At 65.0% G+C, this 26,144-nt stretch carries 31 protein-coding genes and 1 pseudogene; 17 read left to right on the top strand and 15 right to left on the bottom strand.

The window, feature by feature from the left end; all coding sequences use genetic code 11:
- Positions 1–118 precede the first annotated feature (118 nt).
- Both F8237_RS23375 and F8237_RS23370 read right to left on the bottom strand, forming a co-directional pair.
- Complete coding sequence (locus F8237_RS23375; RefSeq protein ID WP_244625953.1) at positions 119–1,705, bottom strand: outer membrane protein; 1,587 nt, start codon at positions 1,703–1,705, stop codon at positions 119–121.
- Between the two features lie 332 nt (positions 1,706–2,037).
- Positions 2,038–2,472, bottom strand: a complete 435-nt coding sequence (locus tag F8237_RS23370) for a hypothetical protein (protein WP_151648286.1) — start codon at positions 2,470–2,472, stop codon at positions 2,038–2,040.
- Positions 2,473–2,916: 444 nt separating this feature from the next.
- Between F8237_RS23370 and F8237_RS23365 the strand changes: the two genes are divergently transcribed.
- The 3 genes from F8237_RS23365 to F8237_RS23355 all read left to right on the top strand — a co-directional run bounded on the left by F8237_RS23365 (position 2,917) and on the right by F8237_RS23355 (position 4,550).
- Positions 2,917–3,303 carry a RidA family protein gene (locus tag F8237_RS23365; RefSeq protein ID WP_151648284.1) on the top strand — a complete coding sequence of 129 codons (387 nt, stop codon included), beginning with the start codon at positions 2,917–2,919 and terminating at the stop codon, positions 3,301–3,303.
- 111 nt (positions 3,304–3,414) lie between these two features.
- The gene (locus tag F8237_RS36110; RefSeq protein WP_162006181.1) at positions 3,415–3,675 is read left to right on the top strand and encodes a hypothetical protein; all 261 of its coding nucleotides are present in this window, start codon (positions 3,415–3,417) and stop codon (positions 3,673–3,675) included.
- Between the two features lie 236 nt (positions 3,676–3,911).
- Positions 3,912–4,550 carry a hypothetical protein gene (locus F8237_RS23355; RefSeq protein ID WP_151648282.1) on the top strand — a complete coding sequence of 213 codons (639 nt, stop codon included), beginning with the start codon at positions 3,912–3,914 and terminating at the stop codon, positions 4,548–4,550.
- Between the two features lie 6 nt (positions 4,551–4,556).
- On the opposite strand, the gene F8237_RS23350 is transcribed toward F8237_RS23355, so the two are convergent.
- Complete coding sequence (locus tag F8237_RS23350; RefSeq protein WP_151648280.1) at positions 4,557–5,042, bottom strand: J domain-containing protein; 486 nt, start codon at positions 5,040–5,042, stop codon at positions 4,557–4,559.
- A 170-nt stretch (positions 5,043–5,212) separates the two neighbouring features.
- A complete protein-coding gene (locus F8237_RS23345; RefSeq protein ID WP_151648278.1) occupies positions 5,213–7,009 on the bottom strand; it encodes an outer membrane protein in 1,797 nt (598 codons plus the stop codon).
- Between the two features lie 46 nt (positions 7,010–7,055).
- Between F8237_RS23345 and F8237_RS23340 the strand changes: the two genes are divergently transcribed.
- From F8237_RS23340 to F8237_RS23325, 3 genes are all read left to right on the top strand, one after another.
- Positions 7,056–7,823, top strand: coding sequence for an SDR family NAD(P)-dependent oxidoreductase (locus F8237_RS23340; protein WP_151648276.1), 768 nt, complete (start codon positions 7,056–7,058; stop codon positions 7,821–7,823).
- A 219-nt stretch (positions 7,824–8,042) separates the two neighbouring features.
- Entirely contained in the window at positions 8,043–8,291 is a 249-nt protein-coding gene (locus tag F8237_RS23335; protein ID WP_151648274.1) for a helix-turn-helix domain-containing protein, read from the top strand.
- A 396-nt stretch (positions 8,292–8,687) separates the two neighbouring features.
- Entirely contained in the window at positions 8,688–9,194 is a 507-nt protein-coding gene (locus F8237_RS23325; protein ID WP_151648270.1) for a collagen-like domain-containing protein, read from the top strand.
- 3 nt (positions 9,195–9,197) lie between these two features.
- Here F8237_RS23325 and F8237_RS23320 read toward each other — a convergent pair whose 3' ends face one another.
- Entirely contained in the window at positions 9,198–9,419 is a 222-nt protein-coding gene (locus tag F8237_RS23320) for a hypothetical protein (protein WP_151648268.1), read from the bottom strand.
- Between the two features lie 98 nt (positions 9,420–9,517).
- Positions 9,518–9,784, bottom strand: coding sequence for a DUF2277 domain-containing protein (locus F8237_RS23315; protein ID WP_015684182.1), 267 nt, complete (start codon positions 9,782–9,784; stop codon positions 9,518–9,520).
- 123 nt (positions 9,785–9,907) lie between these two features.
- Between F8237_RS23315 and F8237_RS23310 the strand changes: the two genes are divergently transcribed.
- The 4 genes from F8237_RS23310 (at position 9,908) to F8237_RS23295 (ending at position 12,583) form a co-directional block, all read left to right on the top strand.
- Complete coding sequence (locus F8237_RS23310; protein ID WP_151648266.1) at positions 9,908–10,969, top strand: alpha/beta fold hydrolase; 1,062 nt, start codon at positions 9,908–9,910, stop codon at positions 10,967–10,969.
- Between the two features lie 175 nt (positions 10,970–11,144).
- Entirely contained in the window at positions 11,145–11,462 is a 318-nt protein-coding gene (locus F8237_RS23305; RefSeq protein ID WP_151648264.1) for a hypothetical protein, read from the top strand.
- 46 nt (positions 11,463–11,508) lie between these two features.
- Positions 11,509–11,949: a DoxX family protein gene (locus F8237_RS23300; protein WP_151648262.1), complete on the top strand. Its 441-nt coding sequence runs from the start codon at positions 11,509–11,511 to the stop codon at positions 11,947–11,949.
- A gap of 31 nt (positions 11,950–11,980) precedes the next feature.
- Positions 11,981–12,583, top strand: coding sequence for an MSMEG_1061 family FMN-dependent PPOX-type flavoprotein (locus F8237_RS23295; protein ID WP_151648260.1), 603 nt, complete (start codon positions 11,981–11,983; stop codon positions 12,581–12,583).
- Between the two features lie 171 nt (positions 12,584–12,754).
- On the opposite strand, the gene bfr is transcribed toward F8237_RS23295, so the two are convergent.
- The 3 genes from bfr to F8237_RS23280 all read right to left on the bottom strand — a co-directional run bounded on the left by bfr (position 12,755) and on the right by F8237_RS23280 (position 14,099).
- Positions 12,755–13,243, bottom strand: a complete 489-nt coding sequence (gene bfr, locus F8237_RS23290; protein WP_011089420.1) for a bacterioferritin — start codon at positions 13,241–13,243, stop codon at positions 12,755–12,757.
- A gap of 125 nt (positions 13,244–13,368) precedes the next feature.
- Positions 13,369–13,641, bottom strand: coding sequence for a (2Fe-2S)-binding protein (locus F8237_RS23285; RefSeq protein ID WP_151648258.1), 273 nt, complete (start codon positions 13,639–13,641; stop codon positions 13,369–13,371).
- Positions 13,642–13,802: 161 nt separating this feature from the next.
- A complete protein-coding gene (locus F8237_RS23280; protein ID WP_151650639.1) occupies positions 13,803–14,099 on the bottom strand; it encodes a hypothetical protein in 297 nt (98 codons plus the stop codon).
- A 130-nt stretch (positions 14,100–14,229) separates the two neighbouring features.
- On the opposite strand from F8237_RS23280, the gene F8237_RS23275 reads away from it, so the two are divergent.
- Both F8237_RS23275 and F8237_RS23270 read left to right on the top strand, forming a co-directional pair.
- Positions 14,230–14,568: a hypothetical protein gene (locus F8237_RS23275; protein ID WP_162006180.1), complete on the top strand. Its 339-nt coding sequence runs from the start codon at positions 14,230–14,232 to the stop codon at positions 14,566–14,568.
- A gap of 239 nt (positions 14,569–14,807) precedes the next feature.
- A complete protein-coding gene (locus F8237_RS23270) occupies positions 14,808–15,092 on the top strand; it encodes a hypothetical protein (RefSeq protein ID WP_151648254.1) in 285 nt (94 codons plus the stop codon).
- Positions 15,093–15,172: 80 nt separating this feature from the next.
- Here the strand turns inward: F8237_RS23270 and F8237_RS23265 are convergent, their stop codons facing one another.
- The gene (locus F8237_RS23265) at positions 15,173–16,399 is read right to left on the bottom strand and encodes a lytic murein transglycosylase (protein WP_151648252.1); all 1,227 of its coding nucleotides are present in this window, start codon (positions 16,397–16,399) and stop codon (positions 15,173–15,175) included.
- 7 nt (positions 16,400–16,406) lie between these two features.
- Positions 16,407–18,056 carry an energy-dependent translational throttle protein EttA gene (ettA, locus tag F8237_RS23260; RefSeq protein ID WP_151648250.1) on the bottom strand — a complete coding sequence of 550 codons (1,650 nt, stop codon included), beginning with the start codon at positions 18,054–18,056 and terminating at the stop codon, positions 16,407–16,409.
- 233 nt (positions 18,057–18,289) lie between these two features.
- Between ettA and F8237_RS23255 the strand changes: the two genes are divergently transcribed.
- Positions 18,290–18,505: a hypothetical protein gene (locus tag F8237_RS23255; protein ID WP_151648248.1), complete on the top strand. Its 216-nt coding sequence runs from the start codon at positions 18,290–18,292 to the stop codon at positions 18,503–18,505.
- Between the two features lie 132 nt (positions 18,506–18,637).
- Positions 18,638–19,600, top strand: a complete 963-nt coding sequence (locus F8237_RS23250; RefSeq protein WP_151648246.1) for a D-2-hydroxyacid dehydrogenase family protein — start codon at positions 18,638–18,640, stop codon at positions 19,598–19,600.
- A gap of 54 nt (positions 19,601–19,654) precedes the next feature.
- Here the strand turns inward: F8237_RS23250 and F8237_RS23245 are convergent, their stop codons facing one another.
- The gene (locus tag F8237_RS23245) at positions 19,655–20,839 is read right to left on the bottom strand and encodes a L,D-transpeptidase family protein (protein WP_162006179.1); all 1,185 of its coding nucleotides are present in this window, start codon (positions 20,837–20,839) and stop codon (positions 19,655–19,657) included.
- A 365-nt stretch (positions 20,840–21,204) separates the two neighbouring features.
- Here F8237_RS23245 and F8237_RS23240 point away from each other — a divergent pair, with 365 nt between their 5' ends.
- Positions 21,205–21,939: a hypothetical protein gene (locus F8237_RS23240; protein WP_151648242.1), complete on the top strand. Its 735-nt coding sequence runs from the start codon at positions 21,205–21,207 to the stop codon at positions 21,937–21,939.
- 2 nt (positions 21,940–21,941) lie between these two features.
- On the opposite strand, the gene sseA is transcribed toward F8237_RS23240, so the two are convergent.
- The 3 genes and pseudogenes from sseA to F8237_RS23225 form a co-directional block, all read right to left on the bottom strand.
- Positions 21,942–22,793, bottom strand: coding sequence for a 3-mercaptopyruvate sulfurtransferase (gene sseA, locus F8237_RS23235; RefSeq protein ID WP_151648240.1), 852 nt, complete (start codon positions 22,791–22,793; stop codon positions 21,942–21,944).
- 205 nt (positions 22,794–22,998) lie between these two features.
- A complete protein-coding gene (locus F8237_RS23230; RefSeq protein ID WP_151648238.1) occupies positions 22,999–23,412 on the bottom strand; it encodes a rhodanese-like domain-containing protein in 414 nt (137 codons plus the stop codon).
- 131 nt (positions 23,413–23,543) lie between these two features.
- Positions 23,544–24,718, bottom strand: a pseudogene (locus F8237_RS23225) (vWA domain-containing protein).
- A 123-nt stretch (positions 24,719–24,841) separates the two neighbouring features.
- Between F8237_RS23225 and F8237_RS23220 the strand changes: the two are divergent.
- Both F8237_RS23220 and F8237_RS23215 read left to right on the top strand, forming a co-directional pair.
- Positions 24,842–25,087: a GlsB/YeaQ/YmgE family stress response membrane protein gene (locus F8237_RS23220; RefSeq protein ID WP_015684163.1), complete on the top strand. Its 246-nt coding sequence runs from the start codon at positions 24,842–24,844 to the stop codon at positions 25,085–25,087.
- A gap of 93 nt (positions 25,088–25,180) precedes the next feature.
- Positions 25,181–26,023 carry an AAA family ATPase gene (locus F8237_RS23215; RefSeq protein WP_106948590.1) on the top strand — a complete coding sequence of 281 codons (843 nt, stop codon included), beginning with the start codon at positions 25,181–25,183 and terminating at the stop codon, positions 26,021–26,023.
- The last annotated feature ends 121 nt before the right edge of the window (positions 26,024–26,144 follow it).

The raw sequence follows: 26,144 nt of genomic DNA, 5'->3' as shown, positions 1-26,144 counted from the left end.
CGCGGCTGCGCGAGGCGCAGTCCGCTCGGCGTAACCTACTTCTTTCGCGTCCTCGGATAGAGACAGTGGTGGGTTACGCCTTACGGCTAACCAACCCTACGCACCGTCCCCGCCGCACTCACTGGAACCGGTACGTCACCCCGAACGTCGCCAGATGCGCGCGCATTGCGACGTCATACGTGTTCGCGGATGGATCGTGGTCAGCCCTTCCGCTCGACCGCGCCACTGTAAAGCCGGCCTTGCCGTAGTCCGCATAGCGAAATTCGGCGCGCGCCAGCCAGTTGCCCCACAGCACGGTCTCGAGGCCGCCACCGAGCGTCCACCCGGTCTTCGTGGTGGACTGGCTGATGATCGCCGGCGACAGCGCGACGAAGCCGGTGCAGGGGCCGCTGGTGCAGGTCGAGGTCAGTTCGAAGTTCTGCCAGGCCACGCCGCCGGTGGCGTAGAGCATGGTCTGCGGATTGACGAGATAGCCGCCGCGCAGGCGCAGGCTGGCGTCCCACCGGTTGCGGATCGAGAGGCTTTCGCCGGGCGACTGGGAGTCCGCGAGAAAGATGGTGGTGAAGCCTTCGCGCGTGGTGGTGCGATCGGCGAAGCCAAAATCGCCCTCGACGCCCGCTGTCCATTGCGAGGCGAGCTGCCAGAGATAGCCGGCATAGGGGCTGGCGCGGAACGCGACGTTATCCATCGGGCGGTTGTTGGCGCGGCGATCGAGGACATCGTCCGTGAAGCCTCCAACCGATTCCGATGTTGCGGTGAGATCGGTGCGCGTGGCGCGCGCACCGAGACCAAGGCCGACATAGGCGCCCATCCAGGACGGCAGCATCGCGGCCTGTGCCTGCAACGGATGCGAGCGGCCGCCGATGACAGGCTCGCCGAATTTGTAAGCGAGTCCGACGCTGGCGGTGTGGGTCCGCAGCCTGGTGTCGAAATTGTCGACCGTGAGCGCGGGCCCTGCGCCGCTCTGCGTGCGCGCGATCGCCATCGGCGCGCTGCCGAAATCGGCGTAGCGATATTCGCCGCGCAGCAGCCAGTTGCCCCACAGCGCGGTCTCGAGGCCGGCCCCCAGCGTCCAGCCGGTCTTCGTCACCGAGTTCGAGACCGTGGTCGGCGTGGCATCGTTGCAGGTTGCGCCGACGCAGACCGAGGTGACGTCGAAATGCTGCCAGGCAAGGCCACCGGTCGCATAGACCAGCGTCGCCGGCGTCAGCAGATAGCCGGCGCGGCCCCGCAGGCTGGCATCCCATGTCGTCTTGACCGAAAGGCTGTCGACCGCGAACGTGGACGAGCCGGCCCGCGGCGAGGCGCGAAATCCCGGCAGTACCGTGGTCTGGTCACCGAAGCCGACATCGCCTTCAATGCCGACGACCCAGTGGGGTGCGACCTGCCAGTTGTAACCGGCATAGGGATTGACGCGGAAGCCCGTGCCGTCGAACGGCTGGGTCAACACGCCTCCGGTCAGGTCACGGGGCACGCCGTCTTCCAGCACCGACGTGGTGGTGAGGTCGGCGCTGGTCGATCGAAAGCCGAGGCCGAGGCCGGCATAGAATCCCGTCCACGACGACGCCACCAGCGGCGGCGCCTTCACGAAGGACTTCGGCACGAGGTCCGCGGCCTGTGCCGGTGCGGCGAGCGCCAGCCCGGCCAGCAGCGCACTGCCGCAAAGCAATCCCGGCATGTGTCGGCAGGTCGATGAACGTCGCATGTCGGGCCCCGGTGCAAAACTTCTGCCCGAAGCCGTAGTCCAATTGGGTGACGTCTGGCGTCCTTCGATCGAACGACGTTGCGCCGAATGCGCGGGAGTGTTGCAAGCCCGTCACGCGGCGGCACGCCGATGGAGAGATTGTAGAGATTGTAGGGTGGGCAAAGCGGAGCGTGCCCACCATTTCTGTCACCGCAATGACAGGACCTCATCCTGAGGAGCGCGCTCTTGCGCGCGTCTCGAAGGATGGCCGCGAGCGGCGCATTGCAAACTCTGGCGCGGTGGTGGGCACGGCGCTCACGCGCCTTTGCTCACCCTACGCATCACGCCGTGCCCTATCGCATCGTGATCGCAAGTCCGCTCAGATCGGCATTCGCCATCAGGCCGACCTGCGTGCCGGTGAGCTCCAGCACCGCGCCCTTCTGGTTGGTCAGCACGATGGCGCGGGCGCCGCGGCCGATCGCAAGGCCCGCACCGGCGGCGCCGTAGACGCCGGCAACGTCGGAGGGACGGTTGATGTTGGAGACGCGGCCGCGCAGCACCGTTTTGGAACCGCCGAAGACGAGGCCGTAATCGAGCCCGCCGGTCGACAGCGCATAGGAGCGGCCGCGGAAGTTCAGCACGCCGGAGCCGCCGGACCCGCCGATGATCCAGCCCGCCTTGTAGATCGTCAGCACCACGGTGCCGCCGTCGGCCAGCGCCGACGTCGTGAGGCCGGCAAGCGCGGCAATGGCGACCAGCGCGGCGCGTAAGGAGGAAGCGATCTTCATGGCAGTCTCCGGGGGCTATTTTTCAAGGAGGGATCGAATCAGACGCAGCGAATTTATCCGATGGATCGCGGCGGCAACATGATGGGATGTGCGTGAGGCGTGGCCTGTCTCAACACCCCCAACTGTCATCGCCCGGTTCAACCGGGTGATCCAGTACTCCGAGACGGCAGTGCGATGCGGGGAGGCTGCGGCGTACTGGATGCCCCGGTCTAGCCGTGGCATGACAGCGGAGTTTGGCGCGACACGACACGCATCCCCACCATGCCATCCTGCTCCTGTTTTGCCCGACGGAGCAAGCAAAAAATTCGCCCTTCCCGAATTTTGAAATAGCTCAATGATTCCGGTCCGGTCCCTACTGTGCATGGGGTTGTTTTCGCGTTTCCTGTTGGAGCAGGCCCGGCCTGTCGCTACGCTATGACACTCAATCCCGTCCGAGGTGACCCCATGCCGATCCAGCATTTCGCGCCCCCGCCGCACGTCAAGGCGCCGCCGCTGTCCTTTGCCACGCGCGTCGGCGATCTCCTGTTCGTCTCCGGCATTCCCGGCTTCGACGCCAATGGCGCGCTGCCCGACGGCTTCGAGGCGCAGTTCGCCAATGTTGCCGTCAACATCCGGCGGGTGCTGGACGAGGCCGGCGCGACAATGCGCGATCTCGCCAAGGTCAACGTGCTGCTCACCCGCGCCTCCGACGTCGCCGCCATGAACGCGCTCTATGCCGGCGCCTTCGGCCCGCCGCCCTACCCCGCACGCACCACCTGCGTGGTGCACGCGCTGCCAGATCCGAAGATGCTGATCGAGATCGAGGCAGTCGCCTCGCTCGCCAAGGCATGATCCGCAAGGAGGACGTCGTCTGACATATCCGTGATCGACCGTCGCCCGGCTTGCCAGAGGCACCATTTTGCCGCACCAGTTTGCGGTCACGTTCCCATCAGGAGATATTTCATGCGTCGCGTTCTCGCCCTTTGTGCCGTTGCCGGCATCGCCACCACCGTGTTTGCCGTGCCCGCCTCCGCCAAGGTCGGCTATTACGTGATCCGCTGGGACAACACCGGCATCTGCCAGGTCTGGAACGAGGACCTGAAGTACAAGCCGTTCCAGTGGGGCGCATCGACCTACAAGATCGTCAGCAAGCCGCTGCCGACCTTCACGGCCGCGTCCGACCTCCAGATCAAACTGCGCGCGGAGCGCCGCTGCACGCTCTAAGCGTCACACGACGGATCGGGTTTCGAGGGCGGCCGGCGCGAGCGGGCCGCCCTTTTCTTTTGTGGACGTAGCGCTGGTTGTTCGCACGCCGTTTGAACCTGCCCGGATTGCGGAACTACTCACATCTTGTCCGGAGCACGCGGCCTGGAAGCGGCGCGCGACAAGGGCCGGACAAGGCTGCGCCGCTAGCATCCTCGCCCGGTTGCGTTTCCATCCACTTCCCGCGGGATCAATCGATGCGCAAGCTCACCACGACGGCTTCTATCCTCGGTGTATCGCTCGCCCTCGTCTTCACGGCGCAAGCGCAGGCCCCGGAGTCGTTCCGCGTGATCTCGCCGATCTTCGGCCAGCTCGTCAGCTTTTCGATGCCGTCAGACTTCGTCGCGGTGTTCGAGAACACCAAAGGCGGTCACTACATCCGCGAGGCCGTGCTGAAGGGCGAGACGCCCGAGCGCTGGACCCAGATGATCACGGTCATCGGCGAGAAGGGCATGACGCTGACGCCGGGCGCATCGCCCGAGACATTCGCAGCCTCGATTGCCGGCGGCTTCAAATCGGCCTGCCCCGACAGCTTTGCGGCAAGGCCTTTCGGTGTCCTGAAGTTCGGCCGCTTCGCGGGCTTTGGCGCCGTGATCGGCTGCGGCCGCGTCGACAGCGGCCCGACCCGGCACAGCGAGACCGCGCTGCTGATCACGCTGAAGGGCGCGACCGACTACTACACCATCCAGTGGGCGGAACGCGGTCCCGAGACTGACGAGCCGCCCGTCAATGACGAACACTGGCAGATGCGCCTGCGTGAGCTCAGCCCGATTGATCTCTGCCCGATCGTGACGGGAGAAGCCGCACCCTATCCGAGCTGCGTCAGCAAGAGCTGAGTGCGCTCACGCCTCCTTGTAGGCGCCCGGGTGGATGAGAATATCCCGTGCGGCGGCGAGGTCGATGAAGGCCTGCGCGTCGCCGCCATGGTCGGGATGCGTGCTCTTGGCGGCGCGCCGATAGGCCTGGTTGATGTCCTCGCAGGTGAGCTGCACGGCGAGCGGCAGGCCGAGCATCCTGCGGGCGCGATCCTCGCTGGACAGTTTCTTCGGCGTGGCGTTGCGGCGGCCGAAACGCGGCGCGGTGAGACCATGGACGACCTCGAGCACCACGCCGACGCGGCGCTGGGCCGCCATCGTGACGCTGTGATCGTCATTGTCGACGGCCTGGCGCAGCACCGGAAGCGCCTGCTCGGCCGCCTGCCGCAGCGTGGCATCCGGACTCATCCGCACGATCTCGGCCACGAGCCGGCCCGCCTCGGCCCAATCGACCGATTGCGCCGACCGCAGCCGCTCGAGCGCCAGTTTCCAGGATTCAAGCCGTTCCATCATGCGCGCAACGTTTAGCAACCAGGATCAGTATGCCAAGGCGGCCGTTTCCGACCCCTTAATTTCGAGTTAGCCTTTCATGAAACTTAGAAACGAATCCGGGAGGAAATTGCTCGCAAGCCACATCGCCGTCGCCGCGCACCGGCCGGACAGGCGGCCCGATCCGACACCGGTCAGTTGAACAGATACGCGAGGCCGAAAGTCGCGACGTGGGTGCGCAGCGTGACGTCGAACGTGTCGATAGTGTTGCTCGTTGCGAAGGTCCCCGTTCGGCTGATACTAAGGGTCGACGTGCCGAAATCGGCGAAGCGGTATTCGGCGCGAGCCAGCCAGTGATGGCCGAGCGCCGTCTCCAGGCCGCCGCCGATGGTGCAGCCGGGCTTCGTCGCGGCGTTCGCGATCACCGGCGGCGAGGGGCTGAACCTTCTCCGGCAGGGTTCGCTCCCGCAGGTCGAAATCACCTCGTCATGCTGCCACGCAGCGCCGCCACTTAAGAACAGAAGTGTCGCCGGTGTAACCAGGAAACCGAGACGTGCGCGAAGGCCCGCGTCCCACGTCGTCTTCAGCACGAGAGAATCGGTAGTCGTCTGGAAAGTGCCGAAGGCGGGCGACACCGGATATCCATCAAGCGTAGCGGTCCGGTCAGCAAAGCCGACATCGCCCTCGATACCGGCGACCCATTTGGGAGCGAATTGCCAGTTGATGCCGGCATAGGGGTTGGCGCGGAATGCAGTGCCGTTGAACGGCTGGGCCTGCTCGGCAATACGTAACGGGGCCCCGCCAAATATTTCCGATTTCGCCGCCACACTCGCCTGCAGCGCCCGGGCGCCGAGGCCAAGACCGAGATACGGGCCGGTCCACGACATCGCGATCGGAACTGCCTTGACCACCGCCGCCGCCGCCGCTCCGGCCACGACCGGATCGCCAAACTTGTAGCCCACGCCGAACGAGGCAGTATGCGTCTGCATCCTGAGATCGAAATTGTCCGTGGTCGGACTGAACGCCGGGTTGATAAGGGCCGTCCGGGAAATGGTGAACGGGGCGGCGCCAAAATCGGCATAGCGATATTCGGCGCGCGCGAACCAGTTGCCCCCAAGAGAGGTCTCGATGCCGCCGCCGATGGTCCATCCGGCCCGGGTCCGGGAAACCGAGATCACGGCGGGCGAATAACCAACGCTCTGACAGCCGTTGTCGACGCAGACGGAATTGATCCCGCTCCGCTGCCAGGCGATGCCGCCGGTCGCGTAGGCCAGCGTGGCGGGTGTGAGCAGGAAGCCGAGGCGTCCACGCAAGCTGGCGTCCCAATCGGTCTTCACGGTCAGGCTGTCGCGTGGCAACGGAAACGCGGTAAAGCCCGGCGAGAAGGCCTGCGATTGGCGCTTGGTGGATTGATCGACAAAGCCGATATCGCCTTCGAGGCCTGCGACCCACTGCGGGGCAAACTGCCAGTTGAATCCGACAAACGAGCTGGCACGAAAGCCCAGCCCGTCGAACGACGCGCCGGTCGGCCGTCCGTCCGCCAAATTTTGCGGGATGCCGCCAATCGTCTCCGAGCTGGTCACGGCATCTGTGCGCGTGGCGCGGGAGCCAAGCCCCAGACCTGCATAGAACCCACTCCAGGGGGATGCGGCCGTCAACGGGGCCTTGGTGGCGGGCGCAGCCCGATATCCGCCGCCAGGGCAGGCGCCGTCACCGCGAACGCGATCAGCGCCGCACTTCCGCATGTCACTTTCTTCATGCGCCCGATGTCCCGGTCGGCGCGCGGAATCGCCGCGGCCCATGTGTCTGGGACAAGATGTGAGGCCAACGGCTCCGGACTTCTTGGACATATGCGACGGCGAATCGGACAGGCACGAACCGGCAACTTTCCTGCCGCGTCGTGGCATCTTTGCCACATGCACCCGTCGTCGCCCGCCGCGATTGCATGAGGCGCGAGCGCCGCGCGACGTTTTCGTCGCTTCGGTTTTCAACTAGTCTCGTCGGCAACATTCAAAAACAAATAGACAGGGAAACGCAATGCCTCTCCTCCAAAACCATATCGCCGTCATCACGGGCGCCGGTTCCGGCATCGGCCGGGCGATCGCTGCCGGTTACGCCCGCGAGGGCGCGAAGGTGGTCCTGCTCGACGTCAACGCCGACACGGTTGCGCAGGCAGCGCAAGAGATCCGCCAGGCCGGCGGCAAGGCCGAGAGCTTTGCACTCGACGTGACCAGGCGCGAGGATTGCTTCGGACTGGCCAAGCAGGTCGCCGACAAGGTCGGGCAGGTCTCGATCCTCGTCAACAATGCCGGCATCACCCGCCGCAACGCCTTCACCGCCGAGACCGAGACGGTGGCAAAGGACTGGAACGACATCATCTCGCTCAACCTCAACGGCGTCTTCAACGTGACGCAGGCATTCCTTGCCCCCTTGCGCGCAGCCAAGGGCCGCATCGTCAATATCGGCTCGATCCAGTCCTTCGTGCATCTGCGCACGCCGAGCTCGGCGGCGTATACGACCTCGAAGCACGGCGTGCTCGGCTTCACCAAGGCGCTCGCGGCCGAGCTCGGCAAGGACGGCGTACGCGTCAACGCGATCGGGCCCGGCTTCATCGAGACGAACATCAACGCCAATGTGCGCGCGACCAATCCCGCGCTGGTGCAAGCCTTCGTCGATCACACCCCGCTGGCGCGCACCGGCAAGCCCGAGGACATCGTCGGCCCCGCGATCTTCCTGGCCTCGGACCAGTCGGCCTATGTCACGGGCACGATCCTGATGGTCGATGGCGGCTACCGGACGGTGTGACGCGCGCCGGCGAATTTGCGGGACGAGATCGGCCCGCATCGCCATGCATCTCGTGCCAATCGCGGCGCCTTCGCGGCAATCCCGGGGTCATCTTGTGCGATGGCCCGCAATTAACCTTTCGTTAACCAAACCCGCCCACCGTAGATCTACGGCTTGGGGGTCGTTTGTTCTCGATCCGCTTCCAAAGATGGAAGCGGGCGTTGATCGGGGAGTATGATGATGACCACTGTTCATGTCGCTGCGTCCGGGCCGGGCGCGCAATTCCTTAGCCCCAACCAGATCGTTCCGTTGCTGATCGGCGCCACCGTCGACGAGGTCGAGCGCGAACTCGTGCTCCAGACGCTGGCGCGCTGCGACGGCAACCGCACCCGTGCATCGCGCGTGCTCGGCCTGTCGGTACGCACGCTGCGCAACAAGATCAGGATCTATGCGGCTTCCGGCATCGACGTGCCCGCGTATCACGACTGACGCGCGACCAGGCAAGGTAGATCGGTCTGCCGGCGAGAGCTGCAAGCGAGACGATCGCGACCGCGGCCGCGATCATCTCGATGGCGCGGAGCATGAAAGCCGTCAGAACCGCCCATGCCGCCTGCGGCTCCTCGGCAAATGCGACCGGGACGACATCGGGCACGAGCAGATGAGCAAGGCCGAGCGCCGCCGCAAGGATGACTGCCGACAGGCAGAAGAGTTTCCACGCTGCGTGCATCGGTCTCTCCCTGCAAATTTGCGGTCGCGTATCATTCAGTGACACGGCGCTTCCTGCGGCCGATTGATGTTGATCAAGCGCGCCGCGACGCGCGGGCGGAATTGCTGCTGTCGTCAAACGCCGCTAAGTAGCTTGCTTCCGGTCAAGGGAGCAGTGGCGTGGCAGACGAACAGAAAAGGCAGGGATCTCAGGGACCGCGCGGGCGGCAGGGCGAGCCGGGACGACCGGGACCGCAGGGTCATCCGGGCAAGCGGGGGCCGGACGGCGTGCGTGGCAAGCCGGGGCCGCAAGGCAAGCCCGGACCGGCTGGAAAGGCCGGCGCACAAGGCAAGCCCGGCCTGCCGGGTAAGGCCGGCGAAGCCGGTGCGCGAGGACCGGTCGGACCGCAAGGGCCGGCGGGGCCGCAGGGACCGCGCGGCGAAGCCGGACCGCCCGGCCAGCTGCCGTCGATCGAGCAGGTGCTGCCTTGGCTGGAACAGCTCTTCGACGCCTGGGATGAACGCCGCCGCCAGCGCGCGCGTGAGGCCGCCGACCGCGAGGCGCTCGAGGCCGCCGTGCTGGAAACCGACGAGACGCCCGTCGATGACGAGAGCGGCGTCGGCGAAGGCGAAGTCGACGAGCACCGGAAAAAGAAGAAAAAGAAGAAGCACGGCCACAAGGACTAGCGATCACGTCTCCTTCGCCTGATCCTCCCGTCGGGGCAACATGCCCATGCGCTCGAACTGCCAGCGCATGGCGCGGTACCAGAGATAGCCGACCGCTGCGCCGCACAACGCCAGGATCATGACGTTCGCGCTGCTGAACGAGCCGCTCCACCACATCATCCATGCGGTCCACAGCAGCGTGAAAATAACGGCACCTGCTTTGAGGGGAATAAGGGGGCGGCTCATGGTCGTGCTCCGGGCTGTCAAAACCCCGGTGGACATCATCGCAAGTCGAGACGCCCTATACCGTGAGCCAGATCACGGAACGGTCGGTTGAGACCGGACTAACCGAACCGCAGCCGCGAACGCTCCCTCGCCTTGTCCGCCTCGACCTCACGATCCCGTGCCGGCGCATGGGTGTGCAGCGAGGTCAGGAGCTTTCGCGCGGCCTCCGAGACCTCGGCGACTGCGCGATCGAAAGCCTCCTCATTGGCCTGCGACGGCTTGTTGAAGCCGGACAGTTTGCGCACGAACTGCAACGCGCTCGCGTGGATCTCGTCTTCCGTCGCCGGCGGTTCGAAATTGAACAGCGTCTTGATGTTGCGGCACATGCAGCCTCTCCCGATGTTTCCCTGCAGGACGATCGGCGGAGCCAAAATACTACATCGCTCCGGACGGTTCTGCTAAGGTTCCCGCAACGCGGCCGCCCCTATGAGCCGCTCGGGGAGAGAAACATGAGAGCCTCTTGCGTGGCGCTGTCCGCCATCCTGCTGTCCATCGCGATGCCCGCCGTGGCCGCCGACTATCCGGCGCCGAAACAGGGCGACTGGGTCGCCAAAGAATTCAAGTTCCACACCGGTGAGACCATGCCGGAATTGAAACTGCACTACACCACCGTCGGCGAGCCCAGTGGCCAGCCGGTGCTGGTGCTGCACGGCACCGGCGGTTCCGGCGCGAGCATGCTGTCGCCCGCCTTCGCAGGCGAACTGTTCGGCGCCGGCCAGCCGCTCGATGCGTCCAAATATTACATCATCATCCCCGATGCGATCGGCCACGGCAAATCGTCAAAGCCGTCGGATGGCATGAAGACGAGCTTCCCGAAATACAATTACGACGACATGGTCGAGGCGCAGCATCGCCTCGTGACGGAAGGCCTCGGCGTCAAGCATCTGCGGCTCGTGATCGGCAATTCGATGGGCGGCATGCAGACCTGGCTGTGGGGCGAGAAATATCCGCAGGAGATGGACGCGCTGGTGCCGATGGCGTCGCAGCCGACCGAGATGGCGTCGCGCAACTGGATGATGCGGCGGATCATGCTCGACACCATCCGCAACGACCCCGACTACAATGGTGGCAACTACACCATCCAGCCGCGCATGATGAAATACGCGATCACCGCCTACGGCATCGCCAGCATCGGCGGCACGCTGGCCTACCAGTCGCAGGCACCCACGGCGGCCCGGGCCGACAAGATCGTCGACGAGCGGCTGTCGACGCCGATGACAGCGGATGCGAATGACTTCGTCTATCAGTGGGAGTCCTCGCACGACTACAATGCCGCCGAGAATCTTGAGAAGATCGAAGCGTCGCTGCTGCTGATCAATTCCGCCGATGACGAACGCAATCCGCCCGAGACCGGCCTCACGGAGGCCGCGATGAAGCGCGTCAGGAACGGCAAGCTGTATCTCATCCCAGCAAGCACCGAGACGCGCGGCCACGGCACCACCGGTAGTGCGAAATTCTACAGCGAGCATGTCAGGCAGTTGCTGCAAACCGCGCCGCAACGGACCATGTGAGGAAGCACGCCGCTGGTCCCTCATATCGCAGCGCATCATATGCGGCGCCTCCGCGCCGCATATTATTCGAGCATGCATTGAACCGACGGATCGGGCTTAATCGCGTCAACGATACGAATCGGCGCGCGACGGAGGATCGCATGCACAGCTTGCGCTGTGCGTTTGGCTGGCCGCAATGATGGCGCTGACGAGCGCCGCGTTCGCGTTCGACAATGGTCAATACGACCACCTTCCGCCCGACATCCGCGCCTGGTTCAAGAGCGTGATCGCGCCGAACGGCGTCCCCTGCTGCGACGTGTCCGACGGCCATCGCACCGAATACGATGTGCGGGGCGGCACCTATTGGGTGCCGATCGAAGGACAATGGATGGAGGTGCCCGAGCGCGCCGTCATCCGCGACCGCGGTAATCCGGTCGGTCAGGCCGTGGTGTGGTACGTCCACCACCGCGGCGCCATCATCATCAGCTGCTTCGTGCCGGCGGACGCCGTGTGAACTCGCTTGCGATGGCGCCTCGGTGCCGCGCGTGCTAGTTCGGCTGATGGCCTCAGCTCCTGCAAGCGATCTGACACGCGCGGTGATGCGCTTTGTGCTGGCTGCATTCTACCTGACGGCGGGCATCGCGCATCTCTGGGTTCCGGAGAAGCTGATCGCAATCACGCCGTCCTGGGTCCCGTTCGCAACGCAGGTCATCCTCGTCACTGGGGCCTGCGAGATCGCAGGCGCCATCGCGCTGGTGACCAGGCCGCTGCGCTGGTGGGCTGGCGTCGCATTCGCGCTCTATGCGCTTTGCGTGTGGCCGGCGAACATCAAGCACGCCCTCGAGAGCATCGACCTTCCGCCGCTCCCGAACAGCTGGCTCTATCATGGGCCGCGGCTGGCGCTTCAACCGGTCCTGATCTGGTGGGCGCTGTACTGCGCCGGCGTGATCGACTGGCCGTGGCGGCGCAAGCAAGGGGCTGGCGGTCCGGCCGGGGACTGATATCCTCAAGCCTTCAATCAGGGAGACCTTCGTGACTGATCTTTGCGCCGAAGACCTCGCCACCATCTATGCGAAGCCAACCCCGCGCGTGATCGCAAAGGCGCGTCCCGCGATCGATACGCATGCGAAGAAATTCATCGAGATGTCGCCGTTCTGCGTGCTCGCGACATCGGGCACCGACGGCAGCGTCGATGCCTCGCCGCGCGGCGGCGGTATCGGCTTCGTCCATGTCGCCGGCCCCAACCAGCTGCTGATGCCCGACCGCGCCGGCAACAACCGGATCGACAGTTTTCGCAACGTCGTCGAAGGCTCCGGCTTCGTGCATCTGTTGTTCTTCGTGCCCGGCATCGACGAAACGCTGCGCGTCGGCGGACGTGGCACGCTGTCGGCCGATCCGGATCTGCTCGCCTCGATGGTGGAATTCGGCAAGCCGCCGCGCGCGGTGCTGAGCGTCGCCGTCAGTGAAGTCTATTTCCACTGCGGCAAGGCGCTGATGCGCTCGAAACTGTGGGCGCCTGAGAAGGTCCAGCGCTCGGTGATGCCGAGCATCACCGAGGTGATCCACGAGCAAACCGGTCTTGGTGAGCCGCAGAGCCAGGACGTCGTTGAGGCGCTATACAAGACGCAGCTGTAGGCGGGCGCAGCAATTACGGTGTCGTCCCGGACAAGCGAGGCGCAGATCCGGGCCCCATAGTCACAGGACGTGGTTTGGCGAAGACTGCGAGCTCGCGCCGCAATTACTCCCGATGGCTATGGATCCCCGCGTTCGCGGGGACGACACCGAGTTTGCGGCTGACGTCAGTGCTTAGTGCCCCTCGCCCTCGAGCCCGCCGACGTGCTTCTGGGTGTAGAGTTCGAGGCCGATGCGGCCGATCAGGTCGAGCTGGGTTTCGAGGAAGTCGATGTGGTGCTCTTCGTCGCTCATCAGCTTCTCGAACAGGTCACGCGTGACGTAGTCCTTGACGCCGTGGCAGTAGGTCGCCGCCTCCTGATAGAGCGCGCGCGCGCTCATCTCGGCGGCGAGATCGCACTCGATGATCTCCTTGACGTTCTGCCCGATGCGCAGGGGATCAAGCACCTGCATGTTCGGGAAGCCGTCGAAGAACAGGATGCGCGCTGTGAGCTTGTCGGCGTGCTCCATCTCCTCGATGGACTCCTTGCGCCAGACCTTGGCCATGTCCAGCAGGCCCCAATTGTCGAGGAAGCGGTAGTGCAGCCAGTACTGGTTGATCGCAGTCAGTTCGTGACGCAGCGCCTTGTTGAGGTAGTCGATGACTTTTGCGTCGCCCTGCATGATGCACTCCAAGTCTAGCGTCCAAATCGGCCGGAGCCGTATTTAGAACGCTTCTAAGTCAGTTTAAGGGTCGGAGCAACCGGCTACGAGGACGCAGCCGGGGAAAAGCTCGGATGCGGAAGATTTCAGCAGGCCGCGAGGGCGAAATGGGCGGGCTCGGCAATCTCGTCATTGGCGGCCACGGTGTGGTTGTGCGGGCAGCCCGAACAGCAGGACTTGGCACAGGGGCCGAGCGTTTCGTCGATGATGGTCTTGATCGTCCGCGCGCAGCGGCCGCATTCGGCGCTGCAGCCGAGGCATCCATAAACCTGCTTGGCATGCCGCACAGCGTCGTCGGACTCGGCGACGGCGGCGCGGATGTCGTCATCGCTCAGCACGTTACAGGAACAAACAATCATGGAAGCGGCAGGCCCTTCGGTGATGCGCCATCATCGATATTTAAGGGGCCGTCCGGATGCAAAAGGAAAAACCGGTATTTGAAGCTATTCCAAACTGGCCGGAAAGCGGCCTAGAACGGCTCTAAAATAGGGAGTTGCGCTGGATCAAGATTGCGGCGGACCTAGTCGCCTCCACTTCCACCGCCATCGCCGCCGCCTCCGCAATCCCCGCCACTGCTGCCGCCGTCGCCCGTGGAACAGCTGCCACTGTCGTTCGAGCTCCCCGAGCTGTCGCTGGAAAACCAGCTCCCCGGGGAGAAGCCGTCGCTGGTGCCCGAATAGCTGTCGCCGCCTCCCCCGTCGCCTCCGGTCGCAGCGCGCGAGCGCCGGCCACGGTTCTGGATATGGGTGAACCAGCCGCAGCCGATCGCAAAGATGATCCCGGCAACAATCAGAGTATTCGTCATCGCGTCACCCATCATCGCCTCCCTGGCGGGTCTCGATCCAGAACGATTGGTCGCCCCCGGCCAAGGGACCGTTCATTGATCATTCAAACGAAGTATGGAACTCTGGTCCCCAAACAGTTCCCGTGTGAGAAAGGTCAAGCCAATGAAGAGATCGCTCCTGGCAATCGCCGCTGTCGCCGCCTTGGCCCTTACGGCCGGAACACCGGCCCATGCCCAGCGCGGTGTCGCTGCCGGCGTAGCCGCCGGGATCATCGGCGGCGCCATTGTCGGCGGCGCGTTGGCCTCTCCGTATTATTACGGGCCCGGCCCCGGCTACGCCTATGGTCCGGGCTACGGCCCCGGTTACTACCCGCCCCGCTACTACGCGCCGGGTCCGGGTTATGTCGCCGACGACTATTACGGTGACGGCTGTGTCTGGCAGAGGCAGCGCTTCTGGGATGGCTATGCCTGGCGCATCCGCCGCGTCCGCGTTTGTGGCTGAGGCGCCGCGAACCGGTTCACTCCGACTGATTCATTTGAGCCGGCTCACGACGGATGCGCTGTTCATCTCCGGGCCCGAAAAAGACCGCTTTTTCTCGTCACAGTTCTGCGTGCGTTTACTGCGGATTGACCATTTGCGCGCTTCCTAGCTGCAAGGCCAATTCCATCAGAGTCTGCGTGAACCTTTGAACCCCGGACGCTCCTAACAAGGAGCGTCCATCTCTCAGGAGAGCCAAGAGCATGAAGAAGACTTTAGTTGCCGCCCTCACGGTTGCGATGGTCGCCGGTTCGCTGGTGACTGCCACTCCGTCCGCCCAGGCCCATGACGGCGTCGGCGTCGGCATTGCGGCCGGCCTGATCGGCGGCGCCATCGTCGGCGGCGCCATCGCGTCGAGCCGTCCCGCCTATGGCGGCCCCGTCTATGTGGCCGAGCCCGGCCCGCCGCCCCCGCCCTGCTATTGGCAGCGCCAGCGTTATTGGGATGGCTACGGCTGGGTGATCCGCCCGGTTCGCGTTTGCTACTGATCTGATCGCTCGGCGCTCATGAGCGCCGCGATCGAAGCCCGGCCGAGACCATCGGCCGGGCTTTTTCTTTTGGTCGCCCGCTATCGCGCCGCCTGGATCGAACGCAGCACCTCTTCGCTCGGCCAGCAATCGACCTTGAGGCCTGCCGACTTCTGATAGGCGCCGAGCGCGGCGCGCGTCTGCATCCCGGCCTTGCCGTCGATCTTGTCCTTGTAGAGCCCGACGCGGGTGAGCCCGCGCTGCATGGTCTCGACATCCCTGGTGCGCAACTGCTCCGAGGCCGCCCACGATGTGGCGAACGGCAACGGAGTGGTCATGCGGTCGCTGAGATGGCCGACGAACAGCACGTAGAGGTCGGAGAAATTGTATTCCTTGATGACGAAGTAGTTCTTCGTGGTCAGGAACGCCGGACCGTAGATGCCTTCAGGCTGAAGCAGCGAGGCCGGCTGCGCCTGCTCGGCGGCACTGAGCTTTTGTCCGCGCACCGGCACGAAGCCCTCGCGCAGCCACTGGCTGATCGGCTTGGTCACCTCAGGCACGCCGGCGGTGCAATCGACCTTCGCCGGCGCCTGCACCTCGTAGGCCCAGCGCACGCCGCTCTGCCAGCCCTTGTTGACGAGCTGCTGCGCGGCGGACGCCAGCGCATCCGGCACCGAATGCCAGATGTCGATGCGGCCATCGCGATCGAAGTCGACGCCGTGCTTGTAATATTCGGACGGCAGGAACTGCGTGAGCCCGGTCGCGCCGGCCCAGGACGAGCGCATGTCCTTGCGCGTCACCACGCCTTCGCCAAGAATCTTCAGCGCGAGGATGAACTCGTTGCGATAGGTGTCCTTGCGCCGGCCGACATAGGCCTGCGTCGCCAGCACCCTCACGAGATCATAAGGCAGCGTGTAGCGACCATAGTCGGTCTCGCGGCCCCAGATCGCGAGCAGGACGGTCGCCGGCACGCCGGAGCTCTTCTCGATCTCGGTCAGCGAGGTGCGATATTTCTGCAGCAGCCGCTGCCCCTCGCCGGCAAGCCGCGCGATCGAGGCTTCCTTGACGTAGTCGGCAGGCACCTGCACGAACTCGGCCTGCGACGGCGCGCCGGTCGCGGGCCGTCCGGGCAGGATCAGATCGGGCAGCTTGTAGTCCGGCTCGAGCCCGCGCGTCTGTTGATCGAATGTTACACGAGAGACGCCAGCGGCCTGCGCTTCGGGCCAGAGCGAGGCAATGAACTGGGTGAAGGCGGCATCGGCGGCGCGGGCGGACGACCAGCCGCAGGTGACGACAATCACCGCAGCGATGAGCGCCCGCCGCATCATGCCGGCATCACCGCGTCAGCTTCTTGTACTTGACGCGATGCGGAATGATGCTGTCCTGGCCGAGCCGCCGCATCTTGTCCTTCTCGTAGTCCTGGAAGTTGCCCTCGAACCATTCGACATGGCTGTCGCCCTCGAAGGCCAGGATGTGGGTCGCGATGCGGTCGAGGAACCAGCGGTCATGGCTGATGATGACGGCGCAGCCGGCGAAGTCCTCCAGCGCCTCTTCGAGCGCGCGTAGCGTGTCGACGTCGAGATCGTTGGTCGGTTCGTCGAGCAGCAGCACGTTCGAGCCGGACTTCAGCATCTTGGCAAGGTGCACGCGGTTGCGTTCACCGCCGGAGAGCGCGCCGACCTTCTTCTGCTGGTCGGCACCCTTGAAGTTGAACGCCGAGCAATAGCCGCGCGAGTTGACTTCCTTCTTGCCGAGCAGGATCAGCTCGTTGCCGCCGGAGATCTCCTCCCACACGTTCTTGTTGCCGTCGAGCGCATCGCGAGACTGGTCGACATAGCCGAGATGCACGGTCTCGCCGACCGTGATGGTGCCTTTGTCCGGCTGCTCCTGCTTGGTGATCATCTTGAACAGCGTGGTCTTGCCGGCGCCGTTCGGGCCGATCACGCCGACGATGCCGCCGGGCGGCAGCTTGAAGGTGAGATTGTCGATCAGGAGGCGGTCGCCAAAGCCTTTGCTGAGGCCATCGAAGTCGACGACGTTGGCACCAAGCCGCTCGGCCACGGGGATGATGATCTGCGCGGTCTGGGTCTGCTTCTCGCTCGCCTGCTTGAGCAGATCCTCGTAGCGCTGGTAGCGCGCCTTGGACTTGGCCTGGCGTGCCTTCGGTGACGAGGCCACCCATTCCTGCTCGCGCGCCAGCGTCTTCAGGTGCGCGGCGTCCTCGCGGCCCTCCTGCTCGAGCCGCTTCTGCTTCTGCACCAGCCAGGACGAATAGTTGCCCTCGTAGGGAATGCCCTTGCCGCGATCGAGCTCGAGAATCCAGCTCGTGACGTTGTCGAGGAAGTAGCGATCGTGGGTGACGATCAGGATCGCGCCGGGATAGTTGCGTAAGTGGCCTTCCAGCCACGACACCGACTCGGCGTCGAGATGGTTGGTCGGTTCGTCGAGCAGCAAAAGCTCGGGCTGGTCGAGCAGCAGCTTGCACAGCGCGACGCGGCGGCGCTCGCCGCCGGAGAGTTTCGTGACATCGGCATCGTCGGGCGGGCAGCGCAGCGCGTCCATGGCCTGGTCGACCTTGCTGTCGAGATCCCAGAGGCCCTGGGCCTCGATCTCGTCCTGCAGCTTGGTCATCTCGTCGGCGGTCTCCTCGGAATAGTTCATCGCCAGCTCATTGTAGCGATCGAGGATGGCCTTCTGCTTGGCGACGCCGAGCATGACGTTCTCGCGCACGGAAAGCTTGGCGTCGAGCTGCGGTTCCTGCTCGAGATAGCCGACACGGGCGCCCTGGGCGACCCAGGCCTCGCCGTTATACTCCTTGTCGAGGCCGGCCATGATCTTGAGCAGCGTCGACTTGCCCGAGCCGTTGACGCCGAGCACGCCGATCTTGGCGTCGGGGTAAAACGACAAATGGATGTTATCGAGCACCTTCCGGGTCGGGTAGCTCTTGGTCAGGCCCTGCATGAAATAGATGAACTGGCGCGCCATCGGTCCCGTGAAACCTTCAATTTGAGGAGATTTGCTTAGCCAGCGATGTAGCGATCCCGCCCCCAAAGGGCAATGTTTTCCCTCCGTTCACCACGGATGAATACTGGACGGACACCATCCGGACCCCGATCGGGACAATTGAAACCTTCTTTTAATAAATCAGGCCAAAGCTCGATTTCGCGCGGAAACAGCGCCGCCCGCTCAGAACGAACGGGAGCATAGCGAGGCCCGTCATGGCTCTGATCGAAACCCACTCACTTCCCGTTCCGGCAGACGCCGGCGGCACCTCCGTTCTCGTCACGGAGATCAAGGGCTTCTGGAAGCGCTTCTTCGCCACCGCCTTCAATCCCTACCGGCCCGAGTTGCACTACATGCGCGGCCCCGGCCCCGCCTGGCGCGCCAAGCACGGCATGGATGCGCCGGTCCGGCTGAAGCGTCGCGACCTCTGAGCCCTTCTCTCCTGTCGAATTTTTGAAGACGCGAGCAGCTTGCGCGCAGGTGTGATTGCGCGCAACCATGGCCCGGTTCCGACGATGGCGCCCCCGCCTGGCGCCGTCAGCTCTCGCCATGGATGGACGCTGATGACGCGGCTGCGCTGTGCAATTCTCGACGACTATTTCGACCTCGCCCTCAACGTCGCCGACTGGCCGAAACTGTCCGACCGCGTCGATGTCACCGTGTTCAGCCATCCCTTCGCCTCGGAGCAGGCCGCGGCCAGCGCCCTGGCCGATTTCGACATCATCTGCGCGATGCGCGAGCGCACGGCATTCCCGAAGAGCCTGTTCGACAAGCTGCCCAAGCTGAAGCTGCTGCTGACGTCAGGCATGCGCAACGCCGCGATCGACATGGAGGCCGCGAAGGCACGCAGCGTCGCCGTCGGCGGCACGCAATACACCCGCGATCCGACCGCCCCGCTCACCATGGGCCTGATCCTCGAACTGACTCGCGGCATCGGCCGCGAGAATGCGCGCATGCATGCGGGCGAGCCCTGGCAGACCTTTGCCGGCGTCGAGATCGAGGGCCTGACGCTCGGCGTCATCGGGCTCGGTAAGCTCGGCAGCAAGATGGCAGGCATCGCCAAGGCCTTCGGCATGAACGTGATCGCCTGGAGCCCGAACCTGACGCCGGAGAAGTGCGCGGCGGCCGGCGTCGGCTACGCCACCAAGCAGGAGCTGTTCGCCAAGGCCGACATCGTCACCATCCACGTGGTGCTGAGCGAGCGCTCGCGCGGACTGGTCGGCCGCGAAGATCTCGCGCGGATGAAGCCGACGGCGTTCCTCGTCAATACCGCGCGCGGGCCGATCGTGGACGAGCAGGCGCTGCTCGAGGCCTTGCAGCAGCGGAAGATCGCGGGCGCCGGCATCGACGTGTTCTCGGTCGAGCCGCTGCCGGTCGACCACCCCTTCCGCAAGCTCGACAACCTCGTGCTGACGCCGCATCTCGGCTACGCCACCGAGGACGGCTTGCGCATCCATTACGGCCAGATGGTCGAGGCGATCGACGCCTTCACAAAGGGCGACGAGCTGCCGCGCAAGCTGGCCTGAAACGAAGAAGGGCGCGCCAATGGCACGCCCTTCTTAATTTGAATTTCGAAGCCCTTAGCGCACGGTGACCGGCGCGGGCAGCGGCGGCACCACGGTTGGCTGGGTGCCCGGGACGGGGCCGGCCTGGGCGGCCATCGGAGCCGGACCGGCGGCACCGGGCACGGGGGCCGCGGACGCCGTCGCCGTTCCCGGCGGCGGGCCACCCGGCATCACCACCACGCGGGTGCCGACCTTGGTGCGGTCGAACAGATCCGAGACGTCTTCGTTCAGCATGCCGATGCAGCCGGAGGAGACGAACTTGCCGATCGTCGAGGGCTGGTTGGTGCCGTGGATGCGATACACGGTCGAGCCGAGATACATGGCGCGGGCGCCGAGCGGATTGCCTTCGCCGCCGGCCATGAAGCGCGGCAGATAGGGCTGACGCTCGATCATCTCCGTCGGCGGATGCCAATCCGGCCACTCGGCCTTGCGGGTGATCTTCTGCACGCCGGTCCAGGTGAAGCCGTCGCGACCGACGCGGACGCCGTAGCGGATCGCGCGGCCGTTGCCGAGGACGTAATAGAGATAGGTGTTCGGAGTATCGACCACGATGGTGCCGGCCGGCTCCTTGGTCTGGAACGCGACCTCCTGGCGGCGCAAGTTCGGCGCGAGCTGCGCCGGAGCCTGCTCAGGCTGCTCCTCGGGCGGCAGCGAGGCGACCGACATCGGTCGACCACCGGGTCCCTGCTGCGGGACCGCGCCGGTCGCGGCCGGGCCACCAACGGCTTCCGGCGGACGCATGCCGTCATTGGCGGGCGGCTGGCCCGAACGATCGCCATAGATCACCGGGGGCGGACCGGCAGGCCGCCCGTAACGGGGATCGTCGGGCGACATCACCGGACCCTGCGACGGATTGGCGGAATAGACCGGCGGAGCGCCAGCCGGACGGCCATAACGCGGATCATCCGGCGACATCACCGGGCCCTGCGGCGGGGCGGCCGAATAGACCGGGGGAGCGCCGGCCGGACGGCCGTAGCGAGGATCGTCGACCGGGCCGGGCGGCGGCAGCGACGCCTGCGGCATCGCGTCGTCTTCGTCTTCCAGTGCGTCGAAATTCGGGGTGCGGTCGCCGGGGCGATATTCGGCCGGGGCGCCATAGCTCGGCGCCTGCTGGACCGGATAGCTCTGGGCCAGTGCGAGCGAGGTTCCCGCCGCAGCGACTGTTGCGGCAGCGCATATCGTCAGAAAATGTTTGATCATCATCGCTCTTGTATAGTCCCCGGGCCCATCCGGACCGTTAATGGCCAGATGACCGAAGATAGCGGCACATTCAAGACATGACAGGCCGATTTGCGCCCGATTTTCCGATTTGTGATCCCGTGATCACCGTTGCTCCGTTGCATCACGGGGCGGAAATCGGCTCTTGCCGTAGATCGCCGGAGTCTGCGGCCCCGCTTTTTACGGAGCGGCCCGGAATCGTTGCGGTATGTTCGAATCAGCCTGATTCGCCGTCGTTTTGAGCTCCGATTCCGCATGGCGAACGCGGCACTCAGTACCGTCACCGCGTTCATATGGCTCATGGGTCCCGGCCGCCACCCGCCGGGGCGGAAATTCGTAACCCTTCGATGCTTCCCGGCTTTCGCTTCCTGTTTGCCGCGATCCTGCTGTCAACCTCCATCCTGGTGTTCGGCCTAGGGGCCGCCGCGCTGCTGCGGGCGAGCCACGAGCAATATGTCAGCAACCCTTCCTGGCGGAACGGCCCGCAGGAGCAGGTGTTTGCGCAGGCCCCCGAGCCGGCCCTGCCGGTGCTCGCGGCCCTTCGCGCCGAGCCTGATGTCGCCGAGCCCGCGCCGTCGGTGCGCGACCTGGTCCCGACCATCGGGCTGCCGGCGAGTGATCCCGAACCTGTCGCCGCAGCAACGACCGAGACCGCTGCGCAGCCACAGGTGGCCGAGGCCCCCTCTCCGACCGCCGAGCCGGCCAAGTCCGACAGCACGACGGACGCCGCAGCGCCGGCGCCCGCCGACACGCTCACGCCGGCCGACACCACGGCCTCCATTCCCGAGGCGAGGCCCGCCTCGACCGAGATGACGGCCGCCGCGGCATCGTCCGCGCCCGATACGTCCCCGGCCAAATTCGCCGCGCTGAACGACCCTGCGACCACGGCCTGGAAGGATCCGCCCGCGAAGGCCAAGGCCGACATCAGCACTCCGGACGCCAAGGCGACCAAGCGCAAGGCGAAGGCCAAGAAGCGCCATCGCATCGTCCGGCGGCCGCCGCCTCAGCAGCTGCAGCAGCAGCTCGATCCGTTCGGACAGCCGCAGACCTTCGCGACGACGCCCACGCCCACGCGCCGGTAGGATTACGCCGGCCCGGTCGCGATCGGCGGGCCTTTTTCCTGGCCCCATTCCGACCACGAGCCGTCGTAGAGCGCGGTGTCGGTGATGCCGAGGCGATAGAGCGCGAGCGTCAGCACGCCGGCGGAGACGCCGGAGCCGCAGCTGGTCACGATCGGCGCATCGAGCTTGACGCCGGCGCCCGTGAAGACGGCACGCAGATCCTCGAGCGGTTTCATCGTGCCGGTCGCAGCATCGAACAGCTGATTGTAGGGCACGTTGCGAGCGCCGGGGATGTGGCCGGAGCGGATGCCCGCGCGCGGCTCGGGCGCACGGCCCTCGAAACGGTCGGCGGCGCGTGCGTCGATCACCTGCTCATTGCGGCTTTCGACGTTGGCGACGAGTTGCTGCATGCTGCGCACGCGCTTGGCATCGAAGCTCGCCTTGAAGCTCGCGGGCTTCGGCTTCACCTCGCCGCTCTCGACGGCACGTCCCTCGGCACGCCACTTCTTCAGGCCGCCATTGAGGATGCGCACGTTGCTATGGCCGAAGGCCAGGAACATCCACCACGCGCGAGGCGCGGCGACCCAGCCGCCGGCATCGTAGAGCACGACGGTATCGCCATTTCCGATGCCGAGATTGCCGACGTCACGGCCGAACTGCTCGGCGCTCGGATACATGTGCGGCAGCGGGTTGGAATGATCCGACACCGCATCGACGTCGAAGAACGCCGCACCCGGCAGATGCGCGGCGAGGTAATCGTCCTTCGGCAGCGGCAGCACGCCCGGCAGCTTGAAGCTGGCGTCGAGCACCTTGACGTTGGAATCGTTGATGTGGGCGGCGAGCCATTCGGTGGAGACGAGGGGGTCGGTGGTCATGGGTGTTTCCTTACAGTCATTCCGGGCCGCGCACAGCGCGAGTGAGATCGAAGCAGCGCGCGTCGACCTCTGCTGTCATCGCCCGGCTCGACTGGGCGATCCAGTATTCCAGAGACAGTTGTGATTGAGCGGATGGGCCGCGGCGTACTGGATTCCCCGCCTTCGCGGGGAATGACAGCTGAGACTGGAGTGACAGCAGCACTGCTCACCCCTTCTTCTTCGGCTCCCACGCTTCCGTCGGACCGCTGGCATCGCGCCAGGCGGCGTAGCCGCCGGCGATGTGGGCGACGGGCTTCAGGCCCATGTCCTTGGCCGTCTTTGCCGCGAGCGCGGAGCGCAGACCGCCGGCGCAGTGGAACACGAACTTCTTGTCTTCCTGGAAGATCGGCTTCGCGTACGGGCTCTGCGGATCGATCCAGAATTCGAGCATGCCGCGGGTGCAGGCAAACGCGCCGGGGATGCGGCCGTCGCGCTCGATCTCGCGGGGATCGCGAATGTCGACGATGACGACGTCGCCGTTCTTGGAGATCTCGATGGCGTCCTTGGCGGTGAGCGTCTCGATCTCGGCATTGGCCTCGTCGATCAGCGCCTTGATGCCGCGGGTGATGTTTTGGGGCATGTGGTTCTCCCTTCTCTTTCGTCATTCCGGGGCGATGCGCAGCATCGAACCCGGAATCCATTTATCTGCACGCGCTGCGGCCCGATGGATTCCGGGCTCTCGCTTCACGAGCCCCGGAATGACGGCGAGAGTCAGTGCGTCAATTCCTTCATCGCGCCTTCGAGACCTTCGATCGTGATCGGGAACATGCGATTGGCGAAGATGCGTTTGATGATCGTGGTCGATTCCGAATAGTCCCAGTGCTTCTGGGCGACCGGATTGAGCCACACCGCATGCGGATAGGTGCGGATGATGCGGTCGAGCCAGACCGAGCCGGGCTCCTCGTTGACATGCTCGACCGAGCCGCCGGGCACCATGATCTCGTAAGGGCTCATCGAGGCGTCGCCGACGAACACGATCTTGTAGTCGTGCGGATATTTGTGCAGCACGTCCCAGGTCGGGGTGCGGTCCGTGAAGCGGCGCTTGTTCTGCTTCCATACGCCTTCATAGAGGCAGTTGTGGAAGTAGAAATATTCCATGTGCTTGAACTCGCTCTTCGCCGCCGAGAACAGCTCCTCGACCTGCTCGATATGCGCGTCCATCGAGCCGCCGATGTCGAAGAACACCAGCAGCTTCACCGCATTGCGCCGCTCGGGCCGCATGTGCACGTCGAGATAGCCGTGATTGGCGGTCTCGCGGATGGTGGTGTCCAGATCGAGCTCATCCGGCGCGCCGGTGCGCGCGAACTTGCGCAGGCGGCGCAGCGCCACCTTGATGTTGCGGATGCCGAGCTCGACATTGCCGTCCAAATCCTTGAACTCGCGCTTGTCCCACACCTTCACGGCGCGGTTGTTGCGGTTCTTGTCCTGGCCGATGCGGACGCCTTCGGGATTGTAGCCGTGGGCGCCGAACGGCGAGGTGCCGGCCGTGCCGATCCACTTCGAGCCGCCCTGGTGACGGCCCTTCTGCTCCTCGAGGCGCTTCTTCAGCGTCTCCATGAGCTTGTCCCAGCCCATGGCCTCGATCTGCTTCTTCTCTTCCTCGGACAGGTACTTCTCGGCGAGCTTCTTCAGCCACTCCTCGGGATCTCGGCCTTCTCCATGGCGTCGAGCAGGCTTTCAAGCCCCTTGAACACCGTGCCGAAGACGCGGTCGAACTTGTCGAGGTTGCGCTCGTCCTTCACCAGCGAGGTGCGGGACAGATAGTAGAAATTCTCGACCGAGTAGTCCACGAGGTCAGCGTCGAGCGCCTCCATCAGCGTGAGGTATTCGCGCAGCGTCACGGGGACCTGCGCATCGCGCAGAGACGTAAAGAATTGCAGGAACATGGGTGACAGATTGCCCGTCGGGGGGCCGACGTCAAGGGGCGGAAGCCGCCGCCGGGCGCTGGACCGGGAGGCTTTTTGCGCTAGAATTGGCGGCTTCACGGGGTTGTTTTGGGGACGTTTGCAATGGGAATTCTCGCAGCGCTCATCATCGGCGCGATCGCAGGCTGGCTTGCCGGCAAGATTGTCCATGGGGCGGGATTTGGGCTGGTCGGCAACATCGTCGTCGGCATCATCGGTGCCCTCGTTGCGAGCTATGTGCTGCCTCAGCTGCACATCGGGCTCGCCACCGGCACGGTGGGCGCCATCGTCGACGCCACGATCGGCGCCGTGATTGTGCTTGTGATCCTTTCGCTGATAAAACGGGTCTGAAAGCCTGACCGAACCAGGAACGGCCGCCATGCGCGGCCGTTCCCATGTCGCGACCAGGGCCAAACCCGGGACGACGACCAACAAGGACGCGCGATGAAATTTACCGGCACCAAGGACTATGTTGCGACCGACGATCTCAAGGTCGCCGTCAATGCCTCGATCGTGCTGGAGCGCCCGCTGCTCATCAAGGGCGAGCCCGGCACCGGCAAGACGGTGCTGGCGGAAGAAGTGGCGAAGGCGCTGAACGCGCCGCTGCTGACCTGGCACATCAAGTCCACCACCAAGGCGCAGCAGGGCCTCTACGAATACGACGCGGTGTCGCGCCTGCGCGACAGCCAGCTCGGCGATGCCAGGGTCTCGGACATCAAGAACTACATCAAGCGCGGCAAGCTGTGGGAGGCCTTCGCCGCCGAGCAGCGCCCGGTGCTGCTGATCGACGAGATCGACAAGGCCGACATCGAATTCCCGAACGACCTTCTGCTCGAGCTCGACCGCATGGAATTCCATGTCTACGAGACCGGCGAGACGATCAAGGCGAAGCAGCGCCCGATCATGATGATCACCTCCAACAACGAGAAGGAGCTGCCGGACGCGTTCCTGCGCCGCTGCTTCTTCCACTACATCAAGTTCCCGGATGCCGACACGATGGGCCGCATCGTCGACGTCCACTTCCCCGGCATCAAGAAGCGCCTGGTGGAAGAGGCTCTGCGCATCTTCTTCGAGGTGCGCGAGGTGCCCGGCCTGAAGAAGAAGCCGTCGACGTCCGAACTGCTCGACTGGCTGAAGCTGCTGCTCAACGAAGACATGAGCGTCGAGCAGTTGCGCGAGCGTGACCCGCGCAAGCTGATCCCGCCGCTGCATGGCGCGCTGCTCAAGAACGAGCAGGACGTGCATCTGTTCGAGCGGTTGGCGTTCTTGAGCCGACGGGAAGTGTAGGCGCAAGTTCGTTTAAGGTAGCGCTCGGCTGCCTCCCCAACCACCGCCGTCATTCCCCGCGAAAGCGGGGAATCCAGTACGCCGCGCCGTATCGACTCAATCACAACCGCCTCTGGAATAC

Origin of the sequence: Bradyrhizobium betae, from assembly GCF_008932115.1 — a bacterium.
GTDB lineage: Bacteria > Pseudomonadota > Alphaproteobacteria > Rhizobiales > Xanthobacteraceae > Bradyrhizobium > Bradyrhizobium betae.
Note: the sequence above shows the minus strand (reverse complement) of the source record. Positions and strands in the feature narration are given on the sequence as shown.